General features: G+C 62.3%; 20 protein-coding genes. 7 read left to right on the forward strand and 13 right to left on the reverse strand.

Features of this window, described 5'->3' with window-relative positions; genetic code table 11:
* Positions 1–79: 79 nt before the first annotated feature.
* The 13 genes from CUJ89_RS38695 to CUJ89_RS30205 form a co-directional block, all read right to left on the reverse strand.
* On the reverse strand, positions 80–1,681 hold the full coding sequence (locus tag CUJ89_RS38695) for a phenylacetate--CoA ligase family protein (RefSeq protein ID WP_152036677.1): 1,602 nt from the start codon (positions 1,679–1,681) through the stop codon (positions 80–82).
* Entirely contained in the window at positions 1,567–2,700 is a 1,134-nt protein-coding gene (locus tag CUJ89_RS30150; RefSeq protein ID WP_152036678.1) for a nitroreductase family protein, read from the reverse strand. The genes CUJ89_RS38695 and CUJ89_RS30150 overlap by 115 nt, the downstream gene beginning before the upstream one ends.
* 358 nt (positions 2,701–3,058) lie before the next feature.
* Positions 3,059–3,871, reverse strand: coding sequence for a hypothetical protein (locus CUJ89_RS30155; protein WP_114181641.1), 813 nt, complete (start codon positions 3,869–3,871; stop codon positions 3,059–3,061).
* A 277-nt stretch (positions 3,872–4,148) separates the two neighbouring features.
* Positions 4,149–5,237: a porin gene (locus tag CUJ89_RS30160; RefSeq protein ID WP_114180915.1), complete on the reverse strand. Its 1,089-nt coding sequence runs from the start codon at positions 5,235–5,237 to the stop codon at positions 4,149–4,151.
* Positions 5,238–5,405: 168 nt separating this feature from the next.
* Positions 5,406–5,741 carry a Rieske (2Fe-2S) protein gene (locus CUJ89_RS30165; RefSeq protein ID WP_114180916.1) on the reverse strand — a complete coding sequence of 112 codons (336 nt, stop codon included), beginning with the start codon at positions 5,739–5,741 and terminating at the stop codon, positions 5,406–5,408.
* Between the two features lie 3 nt (positions 5,742–5,744).
* Positions 5,745–6,056, reverse strand: a complete 312-nt coding sequence (locus tag CUJ89_RS30170; protein WP_114180917.1) for a YciI family protein — start codon at positions 6,054–6,056, stop codon at positions 5,745–5,747.
* 5 nt (positions 6,057–6,061) lie between these two features.
* Complete coding sequence (locus CUJ89_RS30175; protein WP_114180918.1) at positions 6,062–6,934, reverse strand: intradiol ring-cleavage dioxygenase; 873 nt, start codon at positions 6,932–6,934, stop codon at positions 6,062–6,064.
* Between the two features lie 28 nt (positions 6,935–6,962).
* Entirely contained in the window at positions 6,963–8,030 is a 1,068-nt protein-coding gene (locus CUJ89_RS30180) for a maleylacetate reductase (RefSeq protein ID WP_114180919.1), read from the reverse strand.
* Positions 8,031–8,037: 7 nt separating this feature from the next.
* Entirely contained in the window at positions 8,038–9,504 is a 1,467-nt protein-coding gene (locus CUJ89_RS30185) for an aldehyde dehydrogenase family protein (protein WP_114180920.1), read from the reverse strand.
* A gap of 38 nt (positions 9,505–9,542) precedes the next feature.
* Positions 9,543–10,562 (reverse strand): hydroxyquinol 1,2-dioxygenase, encoded by a 1,020-nt coding sequence (locus tag CUJ89_RS30190; protein ID WP_114180921.1) that lies wholly within the window; start codon positions 10,560–10,562, stop codon positions 9,543–9,545.
* 42 nt (positions 10,563–10,604) lie between these two features.
* Positions 10,605–11,099, reverse strand: a complete 495-nt coding sequence (locus CUJ89_RS30195) for a hydroxyquinol 1,2-dioxygenase (protein ID WP_114180922.1) — start codon at positions 11,097–11,099, stop codon at positions 10,605–10,607.
* Between the two features lie 114 nt (positions 11,100–11,213).
* A complete protein-coding gene (locus tag CUJ89_RS30200; protein ID WP_114180923.1) occupies positions 11,214–12,143 on the reverse strand; it encodes a LysR family transcriptional regulator in 930 nt (309 codons plus the stop codon).
* A gap of 155 nt (positions 12,144–12,298) precedes the next feature.
* Complete coding sequence (locus CUJ89_RS30205) at positions 12,299–13,543, reverse strand: MFS transporter (RefSeq protein WP_114180924.1); 1,245 nt, start codon at positions 13,541–13,543, stop codon at positions 12,299–12,301.
* An 898-nt stretch (positions 13,544–14,441) separates the two neighbouring features.
* Between CUJ89_RS30205 and CUJ89_RS30210 the strand changes: the two genes are divergently transcribed.
* From CUJ89_RS30210 to CUJ89_RS30235, 7 genes are all read left to right on the forward strand, one after another.
* The gene (locus CUJ89_RS30210; RefSeq protein ID WP_114180925.1) at positions 14,442–17,210 is read left to right on the forward strand and encodes a type VI secretion system Vgr family protein; all 2,769 of its coding nucleotides are present in this window, start codon (positions 14,442–14,444) and stop codon (positions 17,208–17,210) included.
* 19 nt (positions 17,211–17,229) lie between these two features.
* Positions 17,230–19,542: an effector protein Tle3 domain-containing protein gene (locus CUJ89_RS30215; protein WP_114180926.1), complete on the forward strand. Its 2,313-nt coding sequence runs from the start codon at positions 17,230–17,232 to the stop codon at positions 19,540–19,542.
* On the forward strand, positions 19,539–21,020 hold the full coding sequence (locus CUJ89_RS30220) for a virulence factor (RefSeq protein ID WP_201752346.1): 1,482 nt from the start codon (positions 19,539–19,541) through the stop codon (positions 21,018–21,020). Before CUJ89_RS30215 ends, CUJ89_RS30220 begins: the two co-directional genes overlap by 4 nt.
* 70 nt (positions 21,021–21,090) lie before the next feature.
* The gene (locus CUJ89_RS30225; RefSeq protein ID WP_114180927.1) at positions 21,091–21,348 is read left to right on the forward strand and encodes a PAAR domain-containing protein; all 258 of its coding nucleotides are present in this window, start codon (positions 21,091–21,093) and stop codon (positions 21,346–21,348) included.
* A gap of 18 nt (positions 21,349–21,366) precedes the next feature.
* Positions 21,367–21,681, forward strand: a complete 315-nt coding sequence (locus CUJ89_RS30230; RefSeq protein ID WP_114181644.1) for a TrfB-related DNA-binding protein — start codon at positions 21,367–21,369, stop codon at positions 21,679–21,681.
* A gap of 36 nt (positions 21,682–21,717) precedes the next feature.
* Positions 21,718–21,873, forward strand: coding sequence for a hypothetical protein (locus CUJ89_RS38105; RefSeq protein ID WP_161556572.1), 156 nt, complete (start codon positions 21,718–21,720; stop codon positions 21,871–21,873).
* A 113-nt stretch (positions 21,874–21,986) separates the two neighbouring features.
* Positions 21,987–23,465, forward strand: coding sequence for an aminotransferase class V-fold PLP-dependent enzyme (locus CUJ89_RS30235; protein WP_114180928.1), 1,479 nt, complete (start codon positions 21,987–21,989; stop codon positions 23,463–23,465).
* Positions 23,466–23,553: the final 88 nt, after the last annotated feature.

The raw sequence follows: 23,553 nt of genomic DNA on the forward strand, positions 1-23,553 counted from the left end.
GGCATGGGGGCGAGTCCTGTTCCAGGCACGCACTTTGCCCGATAGACCGGTGCGTCCAAACACCCCGCAAGCCACTCCATCACGCGATGTACTTGTTCTTGATGCGGATATCTCGCCCCTGAAACGGGCCGGTATCGTGATCGTGCACATGCACGATCATCTGCATCGGATCGAACAACCTCGATACCTCGCGAAAATCCTGATTCACGCGCTTCATGCCCTCGAACATCTCGCCATGCAGCGCTGCGTCGTCGAGCTGAATCGGCGCACTACCCGACGCCCGTTCGAGATGGACGTGCAGGAAGCTCGTCAAGTGCTCGTCCTCGGTCGCCGCGAGTTGGAACGTGCTGATCGCATCGTGCAGCACGGGCGAGGCAGACAGAACCTGCTCGACATCGGACGGAAACACTTTTGCGCCGTAGAACGGCACGCTCGAATCGTTGCGGCCGTAGACAAACAAAAACGGGAAATGGCTGGTCCGCGATGCGAAGTCCGTCAGGCGCATGCCATGCGCCGCCAGACGCTTGCTCAACATCCGGAACGTATACGTCCCCCCCGAATCGCGAATGTTGTAGCGGATCTTCGGCGCCGCGCCGGACTGGCGCCCGATGGTCACAAGCAGTTCGCCGTCGACATTCGTTTCGATCACGTAGTCGAGCGCGTTGTACTGAAAGATCATCGGTGGCGTATCGCGGCCAAACACTTCGCGGCACAACTCAGGGCGGCCCAGCAGCGCGCGCCGCAGGCCGATCGTCGTCGGTGTCTCGACGCCGATGTTGATCTCGAGGTCCGACGCGCCATACGACGAAATCACCGTGCTCGCCTTGCGCAGCAGATGGTCGCGCAACGCTTCCGACAACCCCTCCCCGCCAACGATGAAATCGATGTGATAAGGCGTCAGGTCGAGATCGCATTCGTCGACCACCGAGCGGATAAACGGCGGGTAGCCAAATATCAGGTACTGATATTTCGGCCCGAACAGCTTCAGCGTGTTGATCAGCTTGGCCTTGTCCGGCCCGATGGACTTCATGATGCCGACGTCGACGAGCGACATCGATACGTTCATGCCCGTCGCCCACGGCCCGAGCGCAAAGCAGTTCAGCAATATCTTGCCGGAGTCGCGAAAGACAAGCTGATAGTTCAATTGCAGGATGCGCTTGACGTCGCTGCGTTCGGCCGCGCTGCGCACCCAATTGTTTGGCTGGCCGGTCGACCCCGACGACTCGTCGATGACCACGCCTGACTTCGGAATGGCTCCGCCATAGCAGCGCTGCTCGATCGAATAGCGCTTGATGTAATTCTCCTTGGTCATGGCGGGCAGGTCCGACAACCGCCATCTCCCGCCGGCCTGGTAGCCCTCGGCCTTCAGGAACGCGATGTACGCCGGGCACGCCGTGCTTGCCTTGAGGTATGCCACGCGGGCGCGCATGCGGCCGACATAGGCCAGATAGGGCTGAAACACCGGTGCGTTGAGGAATACATAAAGACGTCCGTCGACGCTGATCACGCGGCGAAGGAACCATAGCGTCCAGAGAATGGCTTCGAGAAAGAGGCGATAGAGCGTGTTCATGCGGATCTCGGAGAGGAGGACGGAACCGGTGTATCGACGAGGATATCGGCGAGCGCCCTGCGCTGGCTCTGCGGCGGAGTACGCGAGTAGCCGACCTTGAAAACGAGCCATGCCCGGTCAACCTGGGCATGCGCGTTGAACCACGCGGCAGCGTCAGGGTTCGTGACCAGGTTGCCGTACGGATGCAGGTACAGGCCGAGGCTCGTCAGCGCAAGCCAGAAGCGCAGCAGGAAACGGCCCGACTCGATCGCATTCGCCGGGTTGAAGAAATCGCCGCTCAGCACGCCGATCGCGGGTACATGGCCCAGTTGCGCGCGATACCGGCGCTTGAAATAGAAACGCGTCGGCCTGAACGTCAGGATTTTCGACAGATGCGCGGAAAGCCAGAACTCGGCGCGCGACAGGTTCATGCAGCGCCAATCGAGACCGTCGCGATGCCGGGTGGTCGAGCGTTCGGTGAAGCGAAACCAGCTGGTGATTTCGTCGTGGTAATCCGCAACGTTCATGTCGCGGAACACGGCGTCGATGTTCGCAGCGATGATCGGCTCGATCAGTTCCGTATCCGACAGGTGCGTATATCGATGCCCCCATTCGCTGGCCAGCGCCGCCAGTTGCGTGACGGCCGCGTCCGGCACCGGTGTCGGATCCATCGAAATGCGCGACGTGCGGCGCGCCATCATCAGCGCGGACGGGTCGTCGCGCAACGCCCCGGCGTTGGCGACGAGCCGCAACGCAGCGAACGGAATCAGCTCCCGCGGGGTCGGCCGGGACAGGATGGCCGCGAATTCCTGCACCGGGCGATGCAGTTGCCATTCGACACGCAAGCCATGCGGTGCCGCGAGCAGATCGATCGCCTCGATGAACATGCCCATCGCGGACAACAGGAACGACCCGGTCGTGTCTTCTTTCGGCAGGGTGCGCGTGCCATCGATGAATAGCTCCGCGCTATCGTCCGATATCAGTTTCACACGCCACGGTTGAACGTTGTGGGGCGACGGTGCATGTCGAGCAACGGACAGGATCGTGTGCCAGACGGAAAAGGCTTCAGTGGAAATCCCCGGCATATCGCGTGGCTTCCTTATTGTTGTTCGGCGGATTGCCGTTGTGCGCGAGAACCCGGTCCCTCTCAAGACCGGGGTTAAGCTGTGCGCATCTTACATGATGGTCAATGTCCCTTCACGCGTGCCTTGGCGGACCACAACTGGGAGAAGGGGGCTCGCCTCCCACTTGTCCGGCCGATCAATCCTTTCCTTACTTTGCGACGGGAACGCGGCCGCGGTTCTTCGCGTCGCGAACCCAGAGCGACGCAACGCCCCCTCGAAAACGACATACCGGAACATTGGTGCATGGCGCGCACGGCTGTATTGTTTCGACCGGACGCCGACTACACCGCGGCCGCACGCACTCGTGCAGAGGATCGGCGTCGAAGCACGGGACATGCGTGCGCTCCGGAAGCCGGTCAAGATCAGCGCCTCGTACAGGAAAACGCTACTTCGACAGACGCAGCTTCTTCGACAGCACGGCACCGCTCGACGGACTCACCAGCCAGATGGCATGGAGATCCATGTGCAATCTGGAGATCCTGGTCGTAATGTCCGTCGGCTCGTCAATGCTCGGATCGACATGCTCGATTTGTTCGGTCAGGTAAGGCCGAACCAGGCGTCCGGAAAAAACGAGTGCGAAGTCGCCATGCGTTTGGGCGTACACGGCGGGCGAAAGCCGCATGCGGCTACGAACCGTGGTCATTTTGCCTTTCCCGGACTCGAGTTCGATGATGTCGACCTGCTGGATGTACCCTTTTGCCTTCGCTTCGGGTGCAATCACCAGCCCTCGCCCTCGTGGCCCCGTCGTGACCTTTCTGAGCAGGATGCCCGTCCGGTCGTCGCGCTCTGCGTCGAACAGGTCGACGTCCAGTGTCAATAGGTTCCGCTGCGACCGGTACCTCAGCCCGTACCGCACCGGCACCACGAACGTCACGTCACGATCCAGATCGACGGCCGCCAGGTCGGGATTCGGGCCATGCCGGTCGGCAGCGCCGGAGACCAGGCCACGAACCCGGACGCTCAACGAAGGTGGGATGGTGCTGATGTGCTGCTTCTTCAGGGCATCCCGAATTGCAACCGGGTCGTCGCCGACAATCGGTCGTGCGGGTGACATGTCGTGATTGACAGCGGGCGCGATGCGCGTCGTGCCGTCGACAGCCTCCGCCTCTGCATGCGCCGCGACTGGCGCCAGCATCATCGTCAGGGCGACGACGCACACGAAGTTCGAACGACCCAACTTGGATTTCCGGTGAAACACGGCGAACTCCTGATTTTCTTGCAGATCGGTCAACGACGAGCACTATAGGGTGGAATCATCGGCAACGCATCCGCTGTTTGAATTCACCGATGGTCGGCGCACCTCATCGTAGGCTCATTGTCGGCCCGGCAGCAGGTCAACGGGCACACTACCGTGTTGCCCGGGCGACAACAACCGACCGGAAGCGAGCGGCGGCGCGCATGTCGGCATGTCGCCGCTCGACTAGTCCGGTGCCGGGCGGAACTTGCGTCAAGTTCCGCCCACTGCCCCACGCCAATCAAAACACCGTATGCACCCCCACCCGAGCCACCGCCTGACTAGCCGAACTTGAAGCACCGTTCGGATCCAGCACACCGTTGACCTGCGCATTCGCGCCGCCGTTCGCCCGCTGATAATCAGCCGAAACATAAACCATAGTCCGTTTCGACAGCAGGTATTGAAGCGCCACGCTGACCTGATGAGCGTAGTTGTTGCTCACCGCTTCGTTGCCCTTCATGTACATGTATTTGGCGCCCAGGACGACGTCCGGCCTGACCCGCCACGCACCACCGGCTTCGGCCATCCACACACCGGCATCGTTGAACGAATTGCGAACGGTGGTCACCAGCGCCTTCGCGGTCACGATACCAAAGTCGTAGTGCATCCCGACGCCCCAGTTGCGCACACTGGTCGACGGCGTGCCGGGTGCCGGACCGTACTTCTCGTTCGTGTAGGCCGCGCCCACACCGAAGGGCCCCAGCTCATAGTTCAGCCCGACGCTGACAGCATTGTCCGCGCCGATCGCGCCGGCCACCCCGCCGAACGCATACATCACGCCGCCGGACAGGCCCGCAACCGTCGGCGAACTGTATTTGACGGAATTCGCGATCGGCTTGCTGCCTGCCGTGCGGTCCCAATCGAACGCACCGGTCGGATTGTCCGGCAGCGCGAGACGCTGGAACGGGCCGTTCCTGAAACCGTACAGCCCCGTGAGTTCCCGCGAAATTTCATTTCCCCTGGAAAAGAGCGAATCCACCATGAAGTCGTACTGATTGCCCAGCGTGATGCTGCCGAACCGGCCGCTCTCGAGGCCTACGTACGCATTGCGCCCGAAAATCCCGGACCCGATGATCGCGCCGTTCGCCATCGAGAACTGGTTCACGAGCGCGAACGTGGCGCGATACCCGCCACCGAGATCTTCCGTGCCGCGCAAGCCAAAGAGGTTGGGCGTGAATATGCCGTCGTCGAACTTGACGTTCTTTCCGCCGCCCTCGTTGCTGACATACGAGATGCCGGAGTCAATCAGACCGAACATCGTCACACTGCTCTGCGCCCATGCGCCCTGCGCCACGGCAAGAATCGCCACTACTCCAAACCTGAGTTTCATTTTGTCTCCGTCTTTTTATGGAAATGCGAGCCCGCCACCCGCTACGTGGCGGGTGCCCGCCCGATGCTTCGTATCAATGCGCTGCGAATATGATTAGTTTTACTGATTTATATAGATAAAAATCGTCACATGGACTGACTCCAACCCGTACTGATCAGAACGCTCGAATCAAGCGCCTCGAAAGATGACCCACGCGGTGGAATCCACCTCGACAGCCACGGCTTCCAATGCCGCGCCCGAGCACGGTCCGTCGATACACACGCCATCGTCGAACCGGAACAGCGCACTGTGATGGGCACACATCAATACCTGCGACCGATAACAGGAAACACTGCCCGGTACAAAATCGAGCGGGACCGAGAAGTGCGGGCAACGATTCACATACGCCCACACCTGCTCGCCGCGCCGCACCACGATCACGGGCCGTCCGATGCATGCTTCGTCGACGACCCGCGCGCCGCCATCAGGCACGTCTGAAATGCGGCAGAGTTGTCTTGCCTCCATGACTCACACTCGCTGCTCGGGGTTTCCCAGGCTCCAGTCCCAGGGACGCACTTCCACGCGCGAAAACAACCCCTCCTTCACGTACGGGTCGTTTCCGACAAACTGCATCACGGCATGGATATCGTCCGCCTCGATGACGAGCAGCGTTCCGTTCATCGCGTCGCACTGCGGGTCCAGCGTCGGGCCGCCGAGCCGCACATACACGCCGTGCTGGGCGGCCGCGCGCAGGTAGGACCGATGAATCGGCCGCACGCGGTCACGCACCTCGCGCATACCGGGCTGGTCCGTCGCAAACACCGCGAAAAATCGAGCCATATCGATCAGCTCCGGTCGAGAACGAAGTCGTACGTCGCTTCGCGGTACGGGCCGTTCAGGCCGATCTGGCGGGCGAGCTCGTCATGCGCATCACGCTCGCGATACGCGACCATCAGCGACGGCTTCACGCCGAAGACGGCGTCCGACTTCAGATACGGGTCGTCCTCGTCAAAAAGATGCGTGACGAGCGTACGGTAGCCCGGCGCGTCGATCATGAAGTGCAGATGCGCGGGCCGCCATGGATGCCGGCCGGTGGCGTCGAGCATCTTCCCGACCGGGCCGTCGGTCGGAATGGGATAGCTGACGGGCAGAATCGTCGCGATCGCGTAGCGGCCTTCGGCATCGGTCCGGTAGCGGCCACGCAGGTTGCCGTGCGGCTGCGCCATGTCCTGCCCGGAATACATGCCGTTTTCCGCCGTCTGCCACACGTCAAGCACGGCGTCCGTCACTGGCGCACCGTCGGTGGTCAGCACGCGACCGCGCACCACAACCGGCGCGCCCGGCGTGCGGGCCATATTCTCGCCATACGCACGCTCGGGCATCCCCTCGATGTAGAACGGGCCGAACACCGTCGTTTCCGTGGCGCCGGTCGCGAAGCGATGGTTGATCGCATCGACCAGCATCGAGACGCCCAGCGTGTCCGACAACAGGATGAACTCCTGGCGCACGACGTCGTCGCACGTCTTCCCGGTCTCGGTCAGGAAGCGAATCGCCGCCATCCACTCCGCTTCCGTCAGCTCCGTTTCGCGTACGAATGCATGAAGATGGCGCACGAGGCTCTGCATCAGCGCGCGCAAGCGCGGGCTCGGCGTGCCGTCGAAGCTGGCGACGACCTGCTCGGTCAGCCTCGCGTCGCCGTCATGATGGTCGTGGGTCACGTCTGTCTCCCTTTATGCTTCGGGTTGTTCAATCCGGCGCACGCCCTTCCCACGCGTGCTGGAGCAACGCGCGAATCGCCGCGCGCTCGATCGGCCGCGGATTCGCATACGGGTTCCGGCACGCAAGGTCGGCCGCTTCGTCGAGGCCCGCCTGCGGCATCCCGATGTCGGCGAGTGCCGGCGCGATGCCGAGCTGCTCGTTCAGCCTGAACAGCAGCGGGCCGGCGTCGGCTGCGTCGTTCCCGCCCAACGCCCGCGCGACGCGGCGCAGCGCGTCGGGCGCAGCGGCGTGGTTGTAGTGCGCGGTATGCGGCAACATGGCCGCGTGCGTCTGCGCGTGCGGCAGGTTGAAGGTGCCGCCGAGCGTGTGACAGAGTTTGTGGTGCAACGCCATGCCGACCGCGCCAAGGCAGGTTCCCGCGAGCCATGCGCCATATAACGCGCGGCTGCGCATCGTGCGGTCCTCAGGATCGCGCACCACGACAGGCAATGCTTCGCCGAGCGCGCGAATCGATTCTTCGGCCATCAGGCTGATCACCGGGTTCGCATCTTCCGCATAGAGCGCCTCGACGGCGTGCGCCATCGCATTGATGCCGGACGCCGCCGAAATGCCCGGCGGCAGCGACACCGTCAACGACGGGTCGTACAGCACGGTACGCGGCAGCACGCGTGCGTCGCGCCCGGTGCGCTTCAGCCGGCCTTCCGTGAGCCCGAAGATCGGCGTCATCTCCGAGCCGGCGTAAGTCGTCGGCACGGCCAGGATCGGCAGCAAAGACTCGAGCGCAATGGCCTTGCCCAACCCGATCGTCGAGCCGCCGCCGATCGCGATGCAACAGTCCGCGCCCAGCTCGCCGGCCATCTCGCGAGCGGCGTGCGCGACTTCGACCGGAACGTGCATGACCGCCTGCGCGCACACACCGGCAGCACGCTCGCCGAGCACCGCCATTACGCGTTCGGCGAGCGGTCGCTGCTCGGGTGTGGACAGGATGAGTGCACGGCGGGCGCCGAGCATCGACAGCTCGTCCGGCAGTCTGGCGAGCGCGCCCCATTCGAACACCACGCGGGAAGGGGTTCCCTGATAGACGAATCGCTCCATGACGGCCTCAGCGCTTGAAGTGCGGCGGCACGTTGCCGTCGACATTGACCCACACCGACCGCGCTTCCGTGTAGTCGTGCATGGCCTCGAAGCCCATCTCGCGGCCGTAGCCCGACTGGCCTACGCCGCCGAACGGGCTGCCCGGATTGACGCGCTTGTAGCAGTTGATCCAGCACATTCCCGCATTGATTTGCGACGCCATCTTGTGCGCGCGGGAGAGATCCCGGGTCCAGAGACCGCTGCCCAGCCCGTATTCCGTCGCGTTGGCGATGGACAGTGCTTCATCGTCGCTGCCGAAGCGCAGCACGGTGACGAACGGGCCGAACACTTCCTCCTGGGCGACGCGGTCGGTCGCGCTCTTTGCCTCGATGACCGTCGGGCGCACATAATAGCCGTTGGCGAGCGCCGGATCGTGCGGCACGCTGCCGCCCGTGAGCACGCGGCCGCCCTGTTCGCGCGCCACGTCGACGAACGACAGCACGCGCTCGAGGTGTTGCTTCGAGGTCAGCGGACCCATCTCGGTATTGGCATCGAGCGGGTTGCCGATCCGGATCGACGATGCCAGCGCAACGAATCGCTCGAGGAACGCATCCGCGATGCGTTCGTGCAGCACGAGACGCGAGCCGGCGATACACGCCTGCCCCTGGTTGTGAAAGATTGCCCAGGCGGCGCCGTTGATGGCCGCGTCGAGATCGGCATCGTCGAAGACGATGTTCGCGCCCTTGCCGCCCAGCTCCAGTTGAATGCGCTTCAGGTTGCCCTGCGACGCTTCGACAATCCGGCGGCCGGTTGCCGTCGAACCGGTGAACGCAATCTTCCCGACACCTGGATGCTCGGCGAGCCGCTGGCCCGCCGTATGGCCGTAGCCGGGGACAATATTGACGACGCCCGCGGGAAATCCGACCTCGGCCATCAGTTCGACGATGCGCAACGTCGACAGCGGCGTGATTTCCGACGGCTTGAGCACCACCGTGTTGCCGGCGGCAAGCGCCGGGCCCATCTTCCAGCTGGTGAACATCAGCGGAAAATTCCACGGCACGATCTGGCCGACCACACCGATCGGCGCGCGCTGCACATAGTTCAGAAAGCCGGTTTCGACGGGAATCACCGAACCCTGAAGCTTGTCGGCCATGCCGCCGAAGTAACGGAAGCAGGCGGCCGTGCGCGGCACGTCGAGCGAACGCGAATCGCGAATCGGGTGGCCGGTGTCCAGCGATTCGAGTTGCGCCAGCTCCTCGGTGTTGGCCTCGATGGCGTCGGCCAGGCGCAGCAGCAGCCGGCCACGTTCGGCGGCCGGCATGGCCGACCATCCGGGGAACGCGCGGGTCGCCGCTTCGACGGCCAGATCGACGTCCGCCGCGGTGGCCGCCGCGATCTTCGCGATGACGGAACCGTCGTGAGGATTCAGCACGTCGATCGTGCCGCGGTCGACGGCGTCAACGAAGCGCCCGTCGATGAAGAGTTGGGTTTGCATGAATCGTCCTCGGTGTATGGCTGGAGCTGAAGCGCTGCTTAGAACGCGATCGGATACGGAGCCAGTTCGCCGCTCTCGTATCGTTGCGGCAGGTCAGGCGTCGCGTTTTCCCAGACCAGCAGCATCGAACGCTTCGTGGAGTAACCCTGGTGCCGGATGTCGGCGGGCATCGCGCAAATATCGCCCGCACGCATCGTGATGCGCGCCCGCGGCGCGCCGGTGTTCTTGTCGCCGACGTCCCACACGATTTCGTCGGACAGTTGCAGGAACCATTCGACACGGTCATTGCCGTGGAAGACCGGCAGGATGAATTCCTCGGTGGTCGGGCAGAACAGGCTGCGCCCGCACACCGATGTGACCGACGGATTCCACGTCACGTCCGAGCGCGACAGATACTTGAACAGGTTGAATGCGTGAAGCTCGCCTTCGAAGCCTGGTTCGACATGCACTTCCGGTTCGTCCTGGGCGACGTCGAGGAACGCGCGGTTGACCGGCAGCGTGTCGCGCAGCGGCGAGTCGCCTTCGAGGCCGGGCATGCGGCGCGTCGCGATGCGCGTGCGTTCGATTGCCGAGCCGTTGTCGCCGTGCTTGCGCCCGAATGCCGTGCCCGTTTCTTCAGGTGCCGCGAACGGGTCGAATCCTTCGTTCGTCCAGTCGTGCAGCATGGCCTTGAAGGTCGCCATGATGGTGGGCGTTTCGAAGGTCTCGGTGTAGTCGACCCCGGCGTCTTTCAGGATGCCGTTGAAGGTGCCCGCATACATGTCCACTTTGCCGTAGTGATTGCGCGTGCCGAACACGTGGTCGAAATTCACCCAGCCGTAGAAGAAGCCCCACGCCACATCGCGCATCATCGCGCGCAGGAATGCGTCCGCCGGTATCGCATGCGTGCGCGTCTGGCCTTTCGCCGGCCAGCTGATCTTCACGAAATATTCGTCGCGCTGGAACGCGAACTCGCCGAGCTGGAAGCGGCGGTAGCCGGTCACGGCATCGGCGTCCGTGGCGCGCACCAGATCGGCTGCAAAGCCCGCGGATGGGTCGAGGGTCTCGAGGGTGGCCATAACTTGTCTCCTGGAATAGTCGAATGGGGTCGGTCGGAACAGTCAGTGCAGGCAGATCTCGGCCCACTTCTCCACGGACAGCTCGCCGAGGACGGTCTGTACGAGCGCGACGCCCGGCTGGCTTGCGGTGAAGCGGTAGGCACAGCCGGCCGGGAGCAGCGCCTGATGTCCTTTGCGCAGGACGACGTACCCCATGTTGCGGCCGGCCGGCTGCGCACCGGCGCTCACGGTGCCGCGACCCGCTTCCGGCGGGGTATCGAGCTTGATGAATTCGATCCGGACTTCGTTATCCATCTGGATAACGAACTCGTCATGCGCGCATGCGAACCAGGGCGACTGGCCCTCGGTCCTCATCACTTCGATCACGTATTCGAGATTCTTGCCGGCGACGACCTTTTCATAAGGGGCCGACTTCGATGCCACCTCGAAGACATTCGAGAAGGCGTAGTGCTGGGCGCTGCCGCTGGTGATTTCGATCTCGCCCTTCCTGTAGCTGTCGAGCGAGCCAAGGACGGTGTGGAATGCCGTGTCGGTCATTGCTGTCTCCTGAGTTGAACCGCTTGTTGGATTCAACTCTAGGGGCAAGGGACGACAGCAACAAGGCAGGGGATGGCGATTACGGCATTTGCGTTTCGCGAATAATCGCGCGGTTCACCGCACCCAGCCACGCTCCAGCAGCGGCCGGTCCCACGGGGACTCATCGCCGATGTACTCCGCGAGGAATTCGACCAGCGCCTTCACCTTCAACGCCTGTCGCTGCGTTGCGGGATAAACGGCGGCAAAGCTCAGCGGAGCGAGCTGGTATTCGGTCAGGATGGGCACCAGCCGGCCCGCGACGAGCGCGTCGCTCGCCACCAGCGTGGGCAGGCAAACGACGCCGCCGCCCGTCAGCGCGCACTCGCGCAGCAGGTGAACGGAGTTCGAGCGAATCATGCCCGGCAACTCCATTTCGACCACCTCGTCGTCTCGCGTCATCGTCCAGCGGTTGCGCGACGGGTAGCCCGAATACAGCGCGGTCGTGTGCTGCAGCAAATCGCGCGGATGTTGTGGCGCACCATGCGCTTCGAGGTAAGCGGGTGACGCGCAAAAGAGACGCCTGACCGTGAACAGCCGCCGCTCGATAAGCGACTCGGAAATCGGCGGAAAGATCTGGAAAGCGATGTCGAACCCTTCTTCGACAGGGTCCACGACACGGTCATTGACGATGACGTCGAGCTGGATGCCCGGGTAGCGCCGGTTGAATTCGACCAGCGGCGCGCCAAAGTGATCGAGTGCGAACCCGGGCAGCATCTGGATGCGCAGCCGCCCGGTCGGCGTCGCGCGAAGCTCGCGCATCTGGTCCGTCAACTCGTTGACGCGCCCCACCACCTCGGCACACTCGCGATAAAAGGCCTCGCCCACTTCGGACAATCGCACGTGGCGCGTGCTGCGATGGAACAGCGGCGCGTTGACGAACTTCTCGAGCTGCTGGATGCGGTTCGTTACCACTGAACTGGTCACGCCAAGCTGCCGCGCCGCCTCGGCGAAGCTGCTCGTCTCCGCCACTCTGACGAATGCCTCGATGCTCAGAAACCGGTCCATACCGCACCCTTTTCGACAGCGAAACCGGCAGTCTACCCGTACCGGGCCACGGGCTGGGTCATGCAGGAGGCGTCACTGTGTCACCCGATCGATGTCAATCACGGATGGCACCGACACCGGCGTTCGCCGCCGCGTCCGCGCGGACTTGACCTCGGTTACTTTCCTGCCGTGAGCTCCGGCTGCACGACCACACGACGCTGCAGGACGGCAGGCGCGGTTTCCTTCAACAGCAGGCTGACCAGGATGCCCAGCACGACCGCGCACATCGGCAACCACAGAATGTTCTGGATGCCAAAGTGTGCGGCAACGTAGCCGCCCATCGCCGGCGCGATGCCACCACCGAAGATCTCGCCGACGCCGACCACCACACCGATGGACGTCGACACCAGGCCGACGGGCGCGGCTTCGGTCGCCACCGGGCCGGACAGCAGCGACACCAGGCCGAGCGTGAAGAACGAGGCGACGAACAGGACGCCGAACAGCGCGAGCGGCTGCGGGCCGAGGCCGCGGAAAATATAGAGCATCACGGCCGTTCCCGTGAAGCCGACGATACTCGCGAGGCGGCGGCCGACCAGGTCGGACAGGCCGGGCAAGCCGAACTGCCCGAGAAAGCCGCCGAAGCCGATCGCCGACACGACGAGGCCCATCCTCTGCGTGCCGAGCGACAGGTAATCCGTCAGATACAGCGGCAGCAGCGCGCCGAGCACGAATACGCCGGTCATCGCGCAGCACAGTGCAGCCATCGCCACGAGGATGTTGCGGCTCTTGAGAACATGCCCGAGCGAAGCCGGCGCGTGCTCCGACGCAACCTCTCTCGTGACCTTCGGCTCACGGATGACGAAGAACATGATCGTCCCGAGGATCAGGCCGGGAATCGCCACCAGCGCAAAGACCCAGCGCCACGACATAAAACCGAGCAGTTGCGTGGCGATGATGGGCGACAGCGCCAGTCCGAACAGCGCGAAGCCGCTTTGCTGCAGGCCGAGGTTCAGGCCGCGCCGCCGCGGATGCGACGCGTCGGCCGTCGCCGCGAAGCTCGTCGGGCAGAACGAGCCCTCCGCGACGCCCATCAGGCCGCGAATCGCCATCAGACCGAGCAGGCCGCCCGCGAGCCCCGAAAAGCCCGACAGCAGCGAGAACGCGATGATGGCCGGAATGAGCACTTTCCGCCGGCCGATCTTGTCCGAGATACCGCCCATCAGCGCCGCGAAGACACCCCACGACAGGCCAAGCACGCCGATGCAGTTGCCGACGTCCTGCGCGGTCAGGTTGAGGTCCTTCATGATCGAAGGGAACAGCGGCGCGATGAGCCAGCGATCCAGGCCGACCAGCCCGAAGCCGAGCGCCAGCAGCGTCACCGCCTTCCACTCATAGGAGGTATCCCACTCGTTTGCTTTCATTTCCGTCTCCGTGGACGCTGGTTCGCCTGCGCGCGCCGGAGCGCCTGCGCATGAGCCAGGTCCGATGTCTTTGTATGCGACGTGAATCGCGAGGGAGCGCCGGCCGCCTTTCCGGTTCGAGGCGTCGAATCCAATCAGCCGACGCCACAACGATAGGTGCAAGGCTGCCGATCGGGTATCGAACAACCGGCGAACGCGCCATTCGCGAAACGCAAATAATCGGGAGCGGTGGGCGGGAAGTGTCTGCGGGGAAGCGTGGAGCGAATCGGCGCGGTGCCGAAGTGACGCTCATTCACGCGCCACGGGGAAATCCCTCATGGACATCGAGGAATCGGCGTACTGCCCCGTTTACACCCTGCATGCACACGGTCCGGCAAGCTCAGCGCCAGCATGTGCAATCCGGATACATGACACGAATCATCCTGCACCACCCGACGGTGCTACCGGTGTGAACCTTGCGACAGGCGTTTGTTTGACTGTACATGGTCAAACAAACGTGCGCGGCACGCGCACGAGCGCGATCCTGTTCGGGCCCCTTCCGACACCGCAATGTGTCGCTGTCCATTCTGGATTTTGAAAAGTCTGATTTTTAATTTTTGCAACTCAATTTAGTTCGACGAAAAAGTCAGTCACCGCGGCGCGGCGGACTAGCAAAGAGCAGATACGAATATCAGTGAATATGTCCGACATAGGATTTTCCTTAAAAAATCCACCCTCACCGAAACGTTAAACACTGTTTCTTAAGGCGCGATTTTTCATCTCAAAATATCAATATGACTTTCAAGCGATATATGTTTGATATCCTCCACATCCAAATTACGAGTGCCGTCGCTTTATTAAACTGAGAGTCCGATTCGAACAAGTCCGAATCCGGAAAAATAACAACGAGATTGCCGTTATGTCGATAGCAGCAACACTTCGAAACTTTGCCTCCGGTCTTGTCGACAGGAACAGGCGACCGGTCGCCCTTCATTTCGGGCAAGCGCAACGCACAGTCGGCCATCTGCTGGCGCTCCATCACGCCGATATCCGCGAAGGGTTGATGTCGGGAATCGACGGGCACCTGACCTGCGTTTCCACACGTGACCATCTATCCCCCACGTTGTTTCTTGGCCTGCCTGTATCGGTCCTGCTAACGACCGACCGGGGCAACGTGCAGGCGATCAATGCGATCGTGCGTGATGTGCGAATGGGTCAATCCGATGGCGAACTGACGGTGTACCAGTTGCACGTCTGTGATGCGCTTTCGTTGATGGACCGCCGCACCAACTCCCGCATCTTCAGGTCGCGCAGTGTTATCGAGATTCTGGCCACGCTGACGAACGAGTGGCAGCAACGTAGTCCCGCGCTCGCGCGGGCATTCGATTTCGACCTGTCAGGAGTACGAGCCGAACACTATCCGGCGCGCGAACTGACGCGGCAGGTCAACGAATCGGACGCGCGCTTTGTGCGCCGGCTGTTGCGACGCGAAGGCATCACGGTTTTTGCGAAGGCCGGGCCGGTCGGAGGGGCACGCGGCATGACCGACGATCGGCCGATTCACACGCTCGTGTTCTGCGATGACCCGCTTCGATTGGCGGAATCGCCGGCCGGTGCGGTGCGTCTTCACCCGCGCGATGCAGGAACCGAGCAACGCGATACGGTGACGCTCTTTGCGCATTATCAAAGCCTGTCCGCCGGCAAAGCCAGCCGTCCGTCGTGGGACTACAAGAAAGCCCGCGTAGACGATTCCGCCGTCGCTACCAGCATCGATCAGGGTGAATCCGGTAACGACCTTGCGCGATTGCTGACCGATGTTGCGATCGACATTCCGCACGTCGGGGATTCATGGAACGATCACGACCGCATCACACACGACCGGATACTCGCCCACCAGTTCGAAGCGGAGCGCTACGACGGCATCAGTAGCGTGCGCGATATGCCGGTCGGTTACTGGTTCACGCTGACGGGCGACCCCGAACTTGACATGAAGCCTGCCAACCAACGCCAGTTCGTTGTCACGTCGGTTCGGCACGATATCTGGAACAACCTGCCGAAAGACCTGACGAGCCGCGTGATCGAGCTATTCGCGGCGAGCCGGAACCTCACGCAAACCGCACCGCTCGCGCCGATCGATGCGTCCGGACAGACGGACACGCGCTACGAGAACAGTTTCACGTGCGTGCGTCGCGGCGTGCCGCTCAAGCCGTCCTACGATCCGAAACTCGACCTGCCGCCGGCTCACCTGCTGACCGGCACGATCGTCGGCACGCAGGGGGAAGAAGTGTTTTGCGACGAAGCCGGCCGCGTGCGCGTGCAGATACACGGTTTCGATCCCGCGGATCACGCCCACGCGCAAGGCGTCGGAACGAATGGCTTGGCCGGTGATAGTGCGCCTATTCGTGTCGGGGCGAGTTTGGCGGGCGGAAACTTCGGTGCGCTTTTCCTGCCCCGTGTCGGGATGGAAGTCCTATTGGGATGTCTTTCAGGCGACCCGGACCGTTTGGTCATCATCGGGGTGTTGAGCAACGGCGCGAACCCGCCCGCGACTTTCAGCCATACCGGCGCGCTTCCCGGCAACCGCTACCTGTCCGGCATCAAGACCCAGGAAATCAAGGGCCGTCGGTATAACCAGCTGCGGCTAGACGACACGCCATCGCAGATTTCAGCGCAGCTCGCGAGCGAACACGCGCATACCCAATTGAATTTGGGGTATCTGACGCAGCCACGGCAAGACGGACACGGCACCGATAGAGGCGAAGGCGCGGAGTTGCGTACCGATGCCGCCGCCGCGTTGCGCGCCGCCCAAGGCATTTTGTTGACGACCTATGCGCGCACGCAGGCAAGCGGCGGCCAGCTCGATCGCGACGAACTCGTTAGCCTGCTCGGCGAGTGCACCGAACTGTTCAAATCGCTCGGCGACTATGCCGGTCAGCATGGCGGACAGTCCGCCGATACCGCCGGCCAGGACAAGATCGCCGACGCATTCCGTAACTGGACGGCCGGCGTCGGCGAGTCCGGTGCAGCCTGCGACGTGTCTGCGTTGATGGCTTTCGGCGCGCAGGCCGGATCGCTGCATGTCACCCCTAAAACGCATGTCATGTATGCGGGCGAGAACATCGATCAGATCGCCCGGCAACACGTGCAACTCACTAGCGGCGAGCGCATCAATTTGCATGGTGGTCACGGCGTGGCGATGTTTGCGCACAGCGAAGGTGTGTCGGCGATCGCCAATCAGGGGAAGGTGACGATCCAGTCGCAGAACGACGACACGCGGGTGGATTCAGCCAGGAACATCCAACTGACTGCGGCCGGCGGCAAGCTTGCCGGCATGGCAAACGATCAAGTGGTGTTCGTCACGTCGGGCGGCGCGTATCTCAAGCTTGACGGCGGAAATATCGAACTGGGCTGCCCTGGCACGTTCACGGTGAAGTCGGCGGGCCATTCGTGGGGTGGCCCCGCCAGCATGAACACCGATATGCCGAAGTTCGATAAAGCCCCGCTCGGCCGTGTGCCGAAACTCGTTCTCGCGACCGATGGCGCTGCGGCGTCGGGTTTCGACGGGCAAGTACAGAAGGCGTCAGGGGCGCTGTCAAACCTGACGACCGACACGGCTGGCGAACTGCCACCGGTCCATACCGACCACTTCGAAAAGCTGGCGGTGCAGTTCATCAAGAAGAACGTTTAAGACACGCGCAGGAGTGTGGATGACCGCCCCTTTTCTCGATCCTCGACCGGTAGCGGACACGCGAGCCGATGGACCCGCCACAACGACCGATGCCCCCGACACGGCTGCATCGCGCTCCGATCCGCCGCCTATCATCGTCGGCCGAACCGAAGGGCCGACGTTGTTCGACAAGGACAATCGGCTTATTTGTGTCAAGCAACTTCCATTGCCCGGTGTCGTCATCTTCGTTCACGGCGTCAACTCTGAAGGCGAATGGTTCGACGCGTCCGAAGAAGGACTGTGCGCCGGACTGAATCGCCGGCTTGGGCGCCTGGACGATCAGATGAAGTATCTCGGCGTCGACGCCGGACAATTGACGCCCGCGAAGTACACCGAAGGCGTGACGCCCGACGGGTTTCTGAATCCCAAGCTGCTGGCCGACAATTACATCAAGCCCGATCCCTCGTTCTCGCCTGTCATCCATTTTCGGTGGGGCTATCGGGCTACGCTCGAAGAACTCAAGGAGTACGGCGACAAGATTTTTCTTAACGAGAAGGATTATTGGGGCGGCGGCCCGTTCACCAATGGCTGCTCAAGCCTGCCTGATCTTTGGCACGGCGGCCTCGATGACCGGGCGTTCGGATGGACGTCCGTGCAGGGTATCAACCCGACCAACCGGCCACTATATCGCGCGCCGCCGCGTGCGTATGGCGTGCTTGCCGCCTTGCGGCTCGCCAAGCTGATCGAGTCTATCCGCAAGATGCGGGCCGACGTACCGATCACGGTTGTGTGCCACAGCCAAGGCAACATCGTCGGCCTGACGGGGGCATTTTTCGGTGACGCGTTGCCGGAAGTTGAAGATCCGTGGGGACGTAAGGGGCGCTGCGTGGCGGACGCCTATGTGCTGGCGAATGCACCGTACAGTTTTGCGACCGGGACAGGTCCGGGAAAATCATCAACGGGAATGGATACGTGGTCGCAACGTGAGACGAAGGACGCCAAGGGCAATCGTGGACGACAGACCTACGCGGCGCGCGTACAGACGTTCGGAAAATTCCTGTCCATCGTGGGCAGCCGCGCCGCATACGAGCCTTCACCCGATAAGGTTGATGAAGACATGGCGAACAGCCGCGTATCGCCGACGAGCAACAAGTCCTATGCTGCTCAGGATGATCGTATGCGACACGGCCTGAACGGTTCGACCTATGGGCGCGTCACAGCGTATTGCTGTCCGCACGATCAGGTAATCTCGGCCGTGACCGTACAGGGTATCGGCTGGCGCGGTATCGGCAAGCATGAACTCAACGACATTGGCGTATCCGGCGTCCTGACGCAGCGCGTGTTCGCGTCAGGCTTCCCGGTCGGCGTGCAGAAGCCCTATCGATATTGGGAAGACGACTGGCGGCATGACAAGAAAGGGGCGACACCGGGTTTCTGGTATCCACCGTCGCCGCCGGCTAAATTCGGTTTGGTCGGTGCGCTCAAAGGAAACGAATCGATCTTCGGGATGATGGGAACATTGATCACTGCGCCAATCATGTATGCGGCGACCGCAGCGACTTCCGCAATGAAAATGTTTCGTGTGAACGAAGACCCGCCGAAGGGATGGACGGTCGTTGCGGATGCACCTGAATTAGACGAGTCGTTCCCGCCGAAGGCGCTGCGTTTCGGCAAGTCGATCGAGACGAAGGACGGCGACGCGGTGAGTGACTTCAACGAAGGCAACGATCCGCCGTCTGCATGGCGTGACGCGAGCAAGACTGATGCAGACAAACAGGCCGACGATCCTTATGACCAGTACAAGGCAATGAACAAGGACGGTGACGCCCACGGCACGGCCGAGAGTGAAGCCGGACAGCGTTACGAGGATCGCGCACTGATGCGCATGGAGGCGCGCCGCACGTTGAACACGGTGTGGGTCGACAGCGACGGCCATGTAATCGGAGAGGATGGAGAAAGCGATATCCCCTGTGGCTACAACATATGGCGCAACAAGCAGATCACAGACGGGATGGATCGCGGTCAGACCAATAACCCGACGAACCACTCAACGACGATGACCAACCCGGAACATGCCGAAAAAGCGCTTGCGTATGATGTGGCGATTGGCCTTTGTTACTTGACTCCTGACCAGATGTACGATTTTCGGATTGAGGCGGATTGGCGCATGGGAAAAGGCATTGAAAAGGACAATCCAAATAAGAAATACAGCAAGTACTTTGAGACTGGACAGCTTGATCGTTTGACGATGCAAGAATGGGCGCACGCCAAAGGTAGTGAGGGCAACGTGCCTGACAAGATCGTGAATGATCGTGAAGGGCAAGCCTATCTGAGCATCGGAGTGGCAGTATGAAGGCGCTGATCGCTACATGGCCGCGACGTATCGCCTTGGCTGCCGTGGTATGGATAATGGCGGCTCTGCTAATGGTCGTGCTGATGGCACATTTTGACCAACAGCACCCGGCATTACTCGAAACAGGAGATTGGATGAAACGATTAGTGATTGCCCCCGGTCTGCTGGCGCTGATGGCGTTTCTGTTGACGACGGCAACGATGGGCCCTGCACAGGCCGCACCGAGCCACAATACGGATGCCAGCGTAGCTGCGCCGACTGAAGAACCTGCCAAACCGTTCGTCGCGCAGGTCGTCGGCCTGATTTGGTTGAATCCGTTGCAGCGGATGGACTACCCGACGGAATGGCAAACGTTGTGGACGCAAGGACTTGTCACACCGAACAAGAACGATGACATGGTGCGCACGGACCCGAACTCGTTTGCGACGCTCAAATCAATCGGAGCGTTGGTTTACGGCAATCGCGGGAAAGAGACGTTCAATGGCTTCTATCAAAAATACGTAGACGAATCCTTATTATTGCTACGGACACGCTATGCGAGCAACGCAAAATACTTCTATACCGTGAAGTCGGAGAATCAAAAAGATTGGCGAGAACTCGCAGGCACGCATGTCGAATTAGCGATACCCAAACGACTCGCGCCGACTGACGCGAAATCGTATTTGACCAGCGCAATCGTTGAATACTTCGAGATTGGACCGCCATCGTCGAAAACGCTTTGGAGCCGTGACACGCCCCCCGACGTGCAAGTTACGCAAGGCGGTGCGAATGCTGGTTTCACGTCGCTGAACAAAGCATTGGCTTATCTGCAAGCGAACCCAGACAAGAGCGTCTGGGTGATGAATTGGGACGCACCCAATTTCCCGCCGACCGACGCACAGATCAACGAAAACCTCGTTGTGCTGTTCCTCGCCGGCCCGACCTTCAACATGGAGCGCGAACCGCTCGCGTGGATTGGCAAGGCCGCTACCGGAAACACCGACGAGTTTTCGCAGAAGGTCGGCACGACGCGAACGGTACAAGCCTGGAAGGCGACCATCGATCAGGCAGCGCACAACGCAGGGATAGCCGTCCCGGATATCAAGTACATCGTTCACGATGCCGGTGCCGGTAGCGATGCCGCTTCGACGCGACTCGTCGGGCTGTCGCAGACACTCACCGAAATCCTGCCGGATTACGACCACCAGAAACAGACCTTCAACACGGCGGCGCTGCTCGGCGACATGGGAACCGGTAGCGCATTGACCGACGTCGCACTGGCAATCGGCCGGATCAATCACTTCGGCGGCAATGCATTGGTTGCAGGCACAACGGACCCGGAACATCCCGTCGCCGTCGTAGTAATGCCGCCATCGAAGCTGACGCCAATCGATCCGAGCAAGGATTGGTTCCGCGCGCGCGGTGGGAACAACGCCTACCTGCCGTGGTGGGGACGCCGACACGATACCGATTACGGCATGCAGGGTTATTCGTGGTGACGTAAGCCAGCGCGCGGCGCGTTGCGTGCGAACGTGACCGCCGCGCCGAATCATTCAGGGGATCGGAAATATGCGGGGAATTGTTCGGGTAGGCGACATGCACACCCACGGCGGCCGGGTTGAATCCGGAGCGGGTACGAGCGAGGTGATGGAGCGAGCGGTCGCCCGCATTGGCGACACGTGTTCATGTCCGATTCACGGAGCCTGCGTGATTGTCGAAGGTGATATGGCTTTCGACGTGGAAGGCCGAGCCGCCGCGTTCGATGGCCACAAAACTTCCTGCGGAGCGGCGTTGATTTCTTCCCTACAAACTTCCGGGCGCGTCTGAATGCGGCAGAGCCGACGCATGACCGCCGAACAGTTCCAACTACTGCGGCTGCACGATACCCGGATCAAGCCCATGAATCATTGGGCCTTGTTTGAAATCTTCGTGAAGGGCCGGCCACAGCGCGCACTTGCCGCCGAACTCGGCATGACGCGCTCCGCAATGTCGCAACTTGTGCGGAAGGTTTGGCAACGGTATCTGGAACTGCCAGGCAACGACACGCGCCTGACCACGCTCACGATCACGATCCCGGCGAAGTACGAAAGCGCATTGCATGCGTGGGTTCGTGATGCTCACCGATTGGCCAGGCCATCCGATCCACAGCTGACGCCTTGACCGAACCCGGAGAACGGTAGCGACTGCATCCCGGCAATGAAGACACGCCGCGTGATGAACACGGAGTGGATCGATAGCGACGAACATGTTATCGGGGAGGGCGACACGCGCATCCGCATGGCCGATCCACCACCGCCACGCACGATCGTGTCCGCCGACCACGAAGAAACAAATTCCACCATTCCACATTAAAAGAAAACGTTATTCCATATCAAGCTGAATTGTCGACCGATTTTGGATCCATTTTCCCGCCTGTCCCCCGTATCATTTCTCCCATTCCGAAAGAGAAAGAGCAAGAGAAGGACATGAGCGATAGCACCACGTTGCACTACCTCGACTACGCGGCCACGACGCCCGCGGATCCCCGCGTGATCGAGGCGATGACGGCCTGCCTCGGCGCCGACGGCATCTTCGGCAATCCCGCGTCGAGCTCGCACGCCGCCGGCCGGCTGGCCCGGGAACAGGTCGAGCGCGCACGCGCGCAGGTCGCCGCGCTCATCGGCGCGGATGCCGACGAGATCGTCTGGACGTCGGGCGCCACCGAATCGAACAACCTCGCGCTGAAAGGCTATGCGGAAACCGCGACCGACAAGCGCCACCTGATCACGAGCCGCATCGAGCACAAGGCCATCCTCGATACGATGGCGAACCTGTCGAAGCGCGGCATGTCGGTCAGCTATCTGACGCCCACGCCCGACGGCGAAATCACCGCCGACGCGGTGGCTGCCGCGATCGGCCCCGATACCGGCCTCGTGTCGCTGATGCTCGTGAACAACGAACTCGGCACGCTGACCGACATCGGCACGATTGCTCGCATCGTGCACGCCGCGGGCGCCCTGCTCCACGTCGACGCGGCGCAAGCGCTCGGCAAGACGCCGATCGACGTGCGCGCGCTCGGCATCGACATGATGTCGATGTCCGCGCACAAGGTTTACGGCCCCAAAGGCATCGGTGCGCTGTTCGTCCGCCGCGACATCGCCGACCGGATCGCCCCTCAGATTCATGGCGGCGGACACGAGCGCGGATTGCGCTCGGGCACGCTCGCGACTCATCAGATCGTCGGCATGGGCGTCGCGTGCGAACTGGCCGCCGAAAAACTCGACGGCGAAGCCGCGCGGATTGCGGCGCTCGGCGCACGTTTGACGAACGCGCTGCTCGCGCTCGGCGACGTCACGCAGAATGCCGCCTCGGCGCGCCGCATCCCGCACACGTTGAGCCTGACGGTGAATGCACCCGGCTTTTTCCCGTTCATGCTCGGCGAGGCACTCGCCGTGTCGTCGACCTCCGCGTGCAACTCGACCAGCGGCGCACCGTCCCATGTGCTGACCGCGATCGGCCTCGATGCGGAAGCGGCTGGCCGCACGGTGCGCGTGAGCTTCGGCCGTTTCACGACGGAGCAGGACGTCGACTTCGCGGTCGCCTGTTTCCGGAACGCGATCGAACAATGCCGGGCGACGGCGTCGAACGGATTTTCCGCTTCGCGGCAGATCACGCCGGCCGACCTGAAAGCGATCCGGAATGCCGGCTTCCGCTCGATCATCTGCAACCGGCCCGACGGCGAAGGCGATGACCAGCCGGCCTTCGACGAGATCGCCGCGGCAGCCCGCGAGCTGGGCCTCGAAGCGCGCTACCTGCCGGTCGTGCGCGATCGCATCGGCGACACCGAGGTCGATGCGTTCGGTGCGTTGCTCGACACGCTGCAGAAGCCCGTGCTCGCGTATTGCCGCAGCGGGAGCCGCTCCGGCATGCTGTGGAATCGTTTGTCGAGCCGGCGCACGGCCTGACGCAGAACGCCGCCCGAACACGCTACGCCATCCGCCTTCGCACTCGAAGGGAGCCGATGCGTTGCTATGTCGCCGGGCGGTGACGCCG

It is taken from the genome of Burkholderia pyrrocinia, from assembly GCF_003330765.1.
GTDB classification, from domain to species: Bacteria; Pseudomonadota; Gammaproteobacteria; order Burkholderiales; family Burkholderiaceae; genus Burkholderia; species Burkholderia pyrrocinia_B.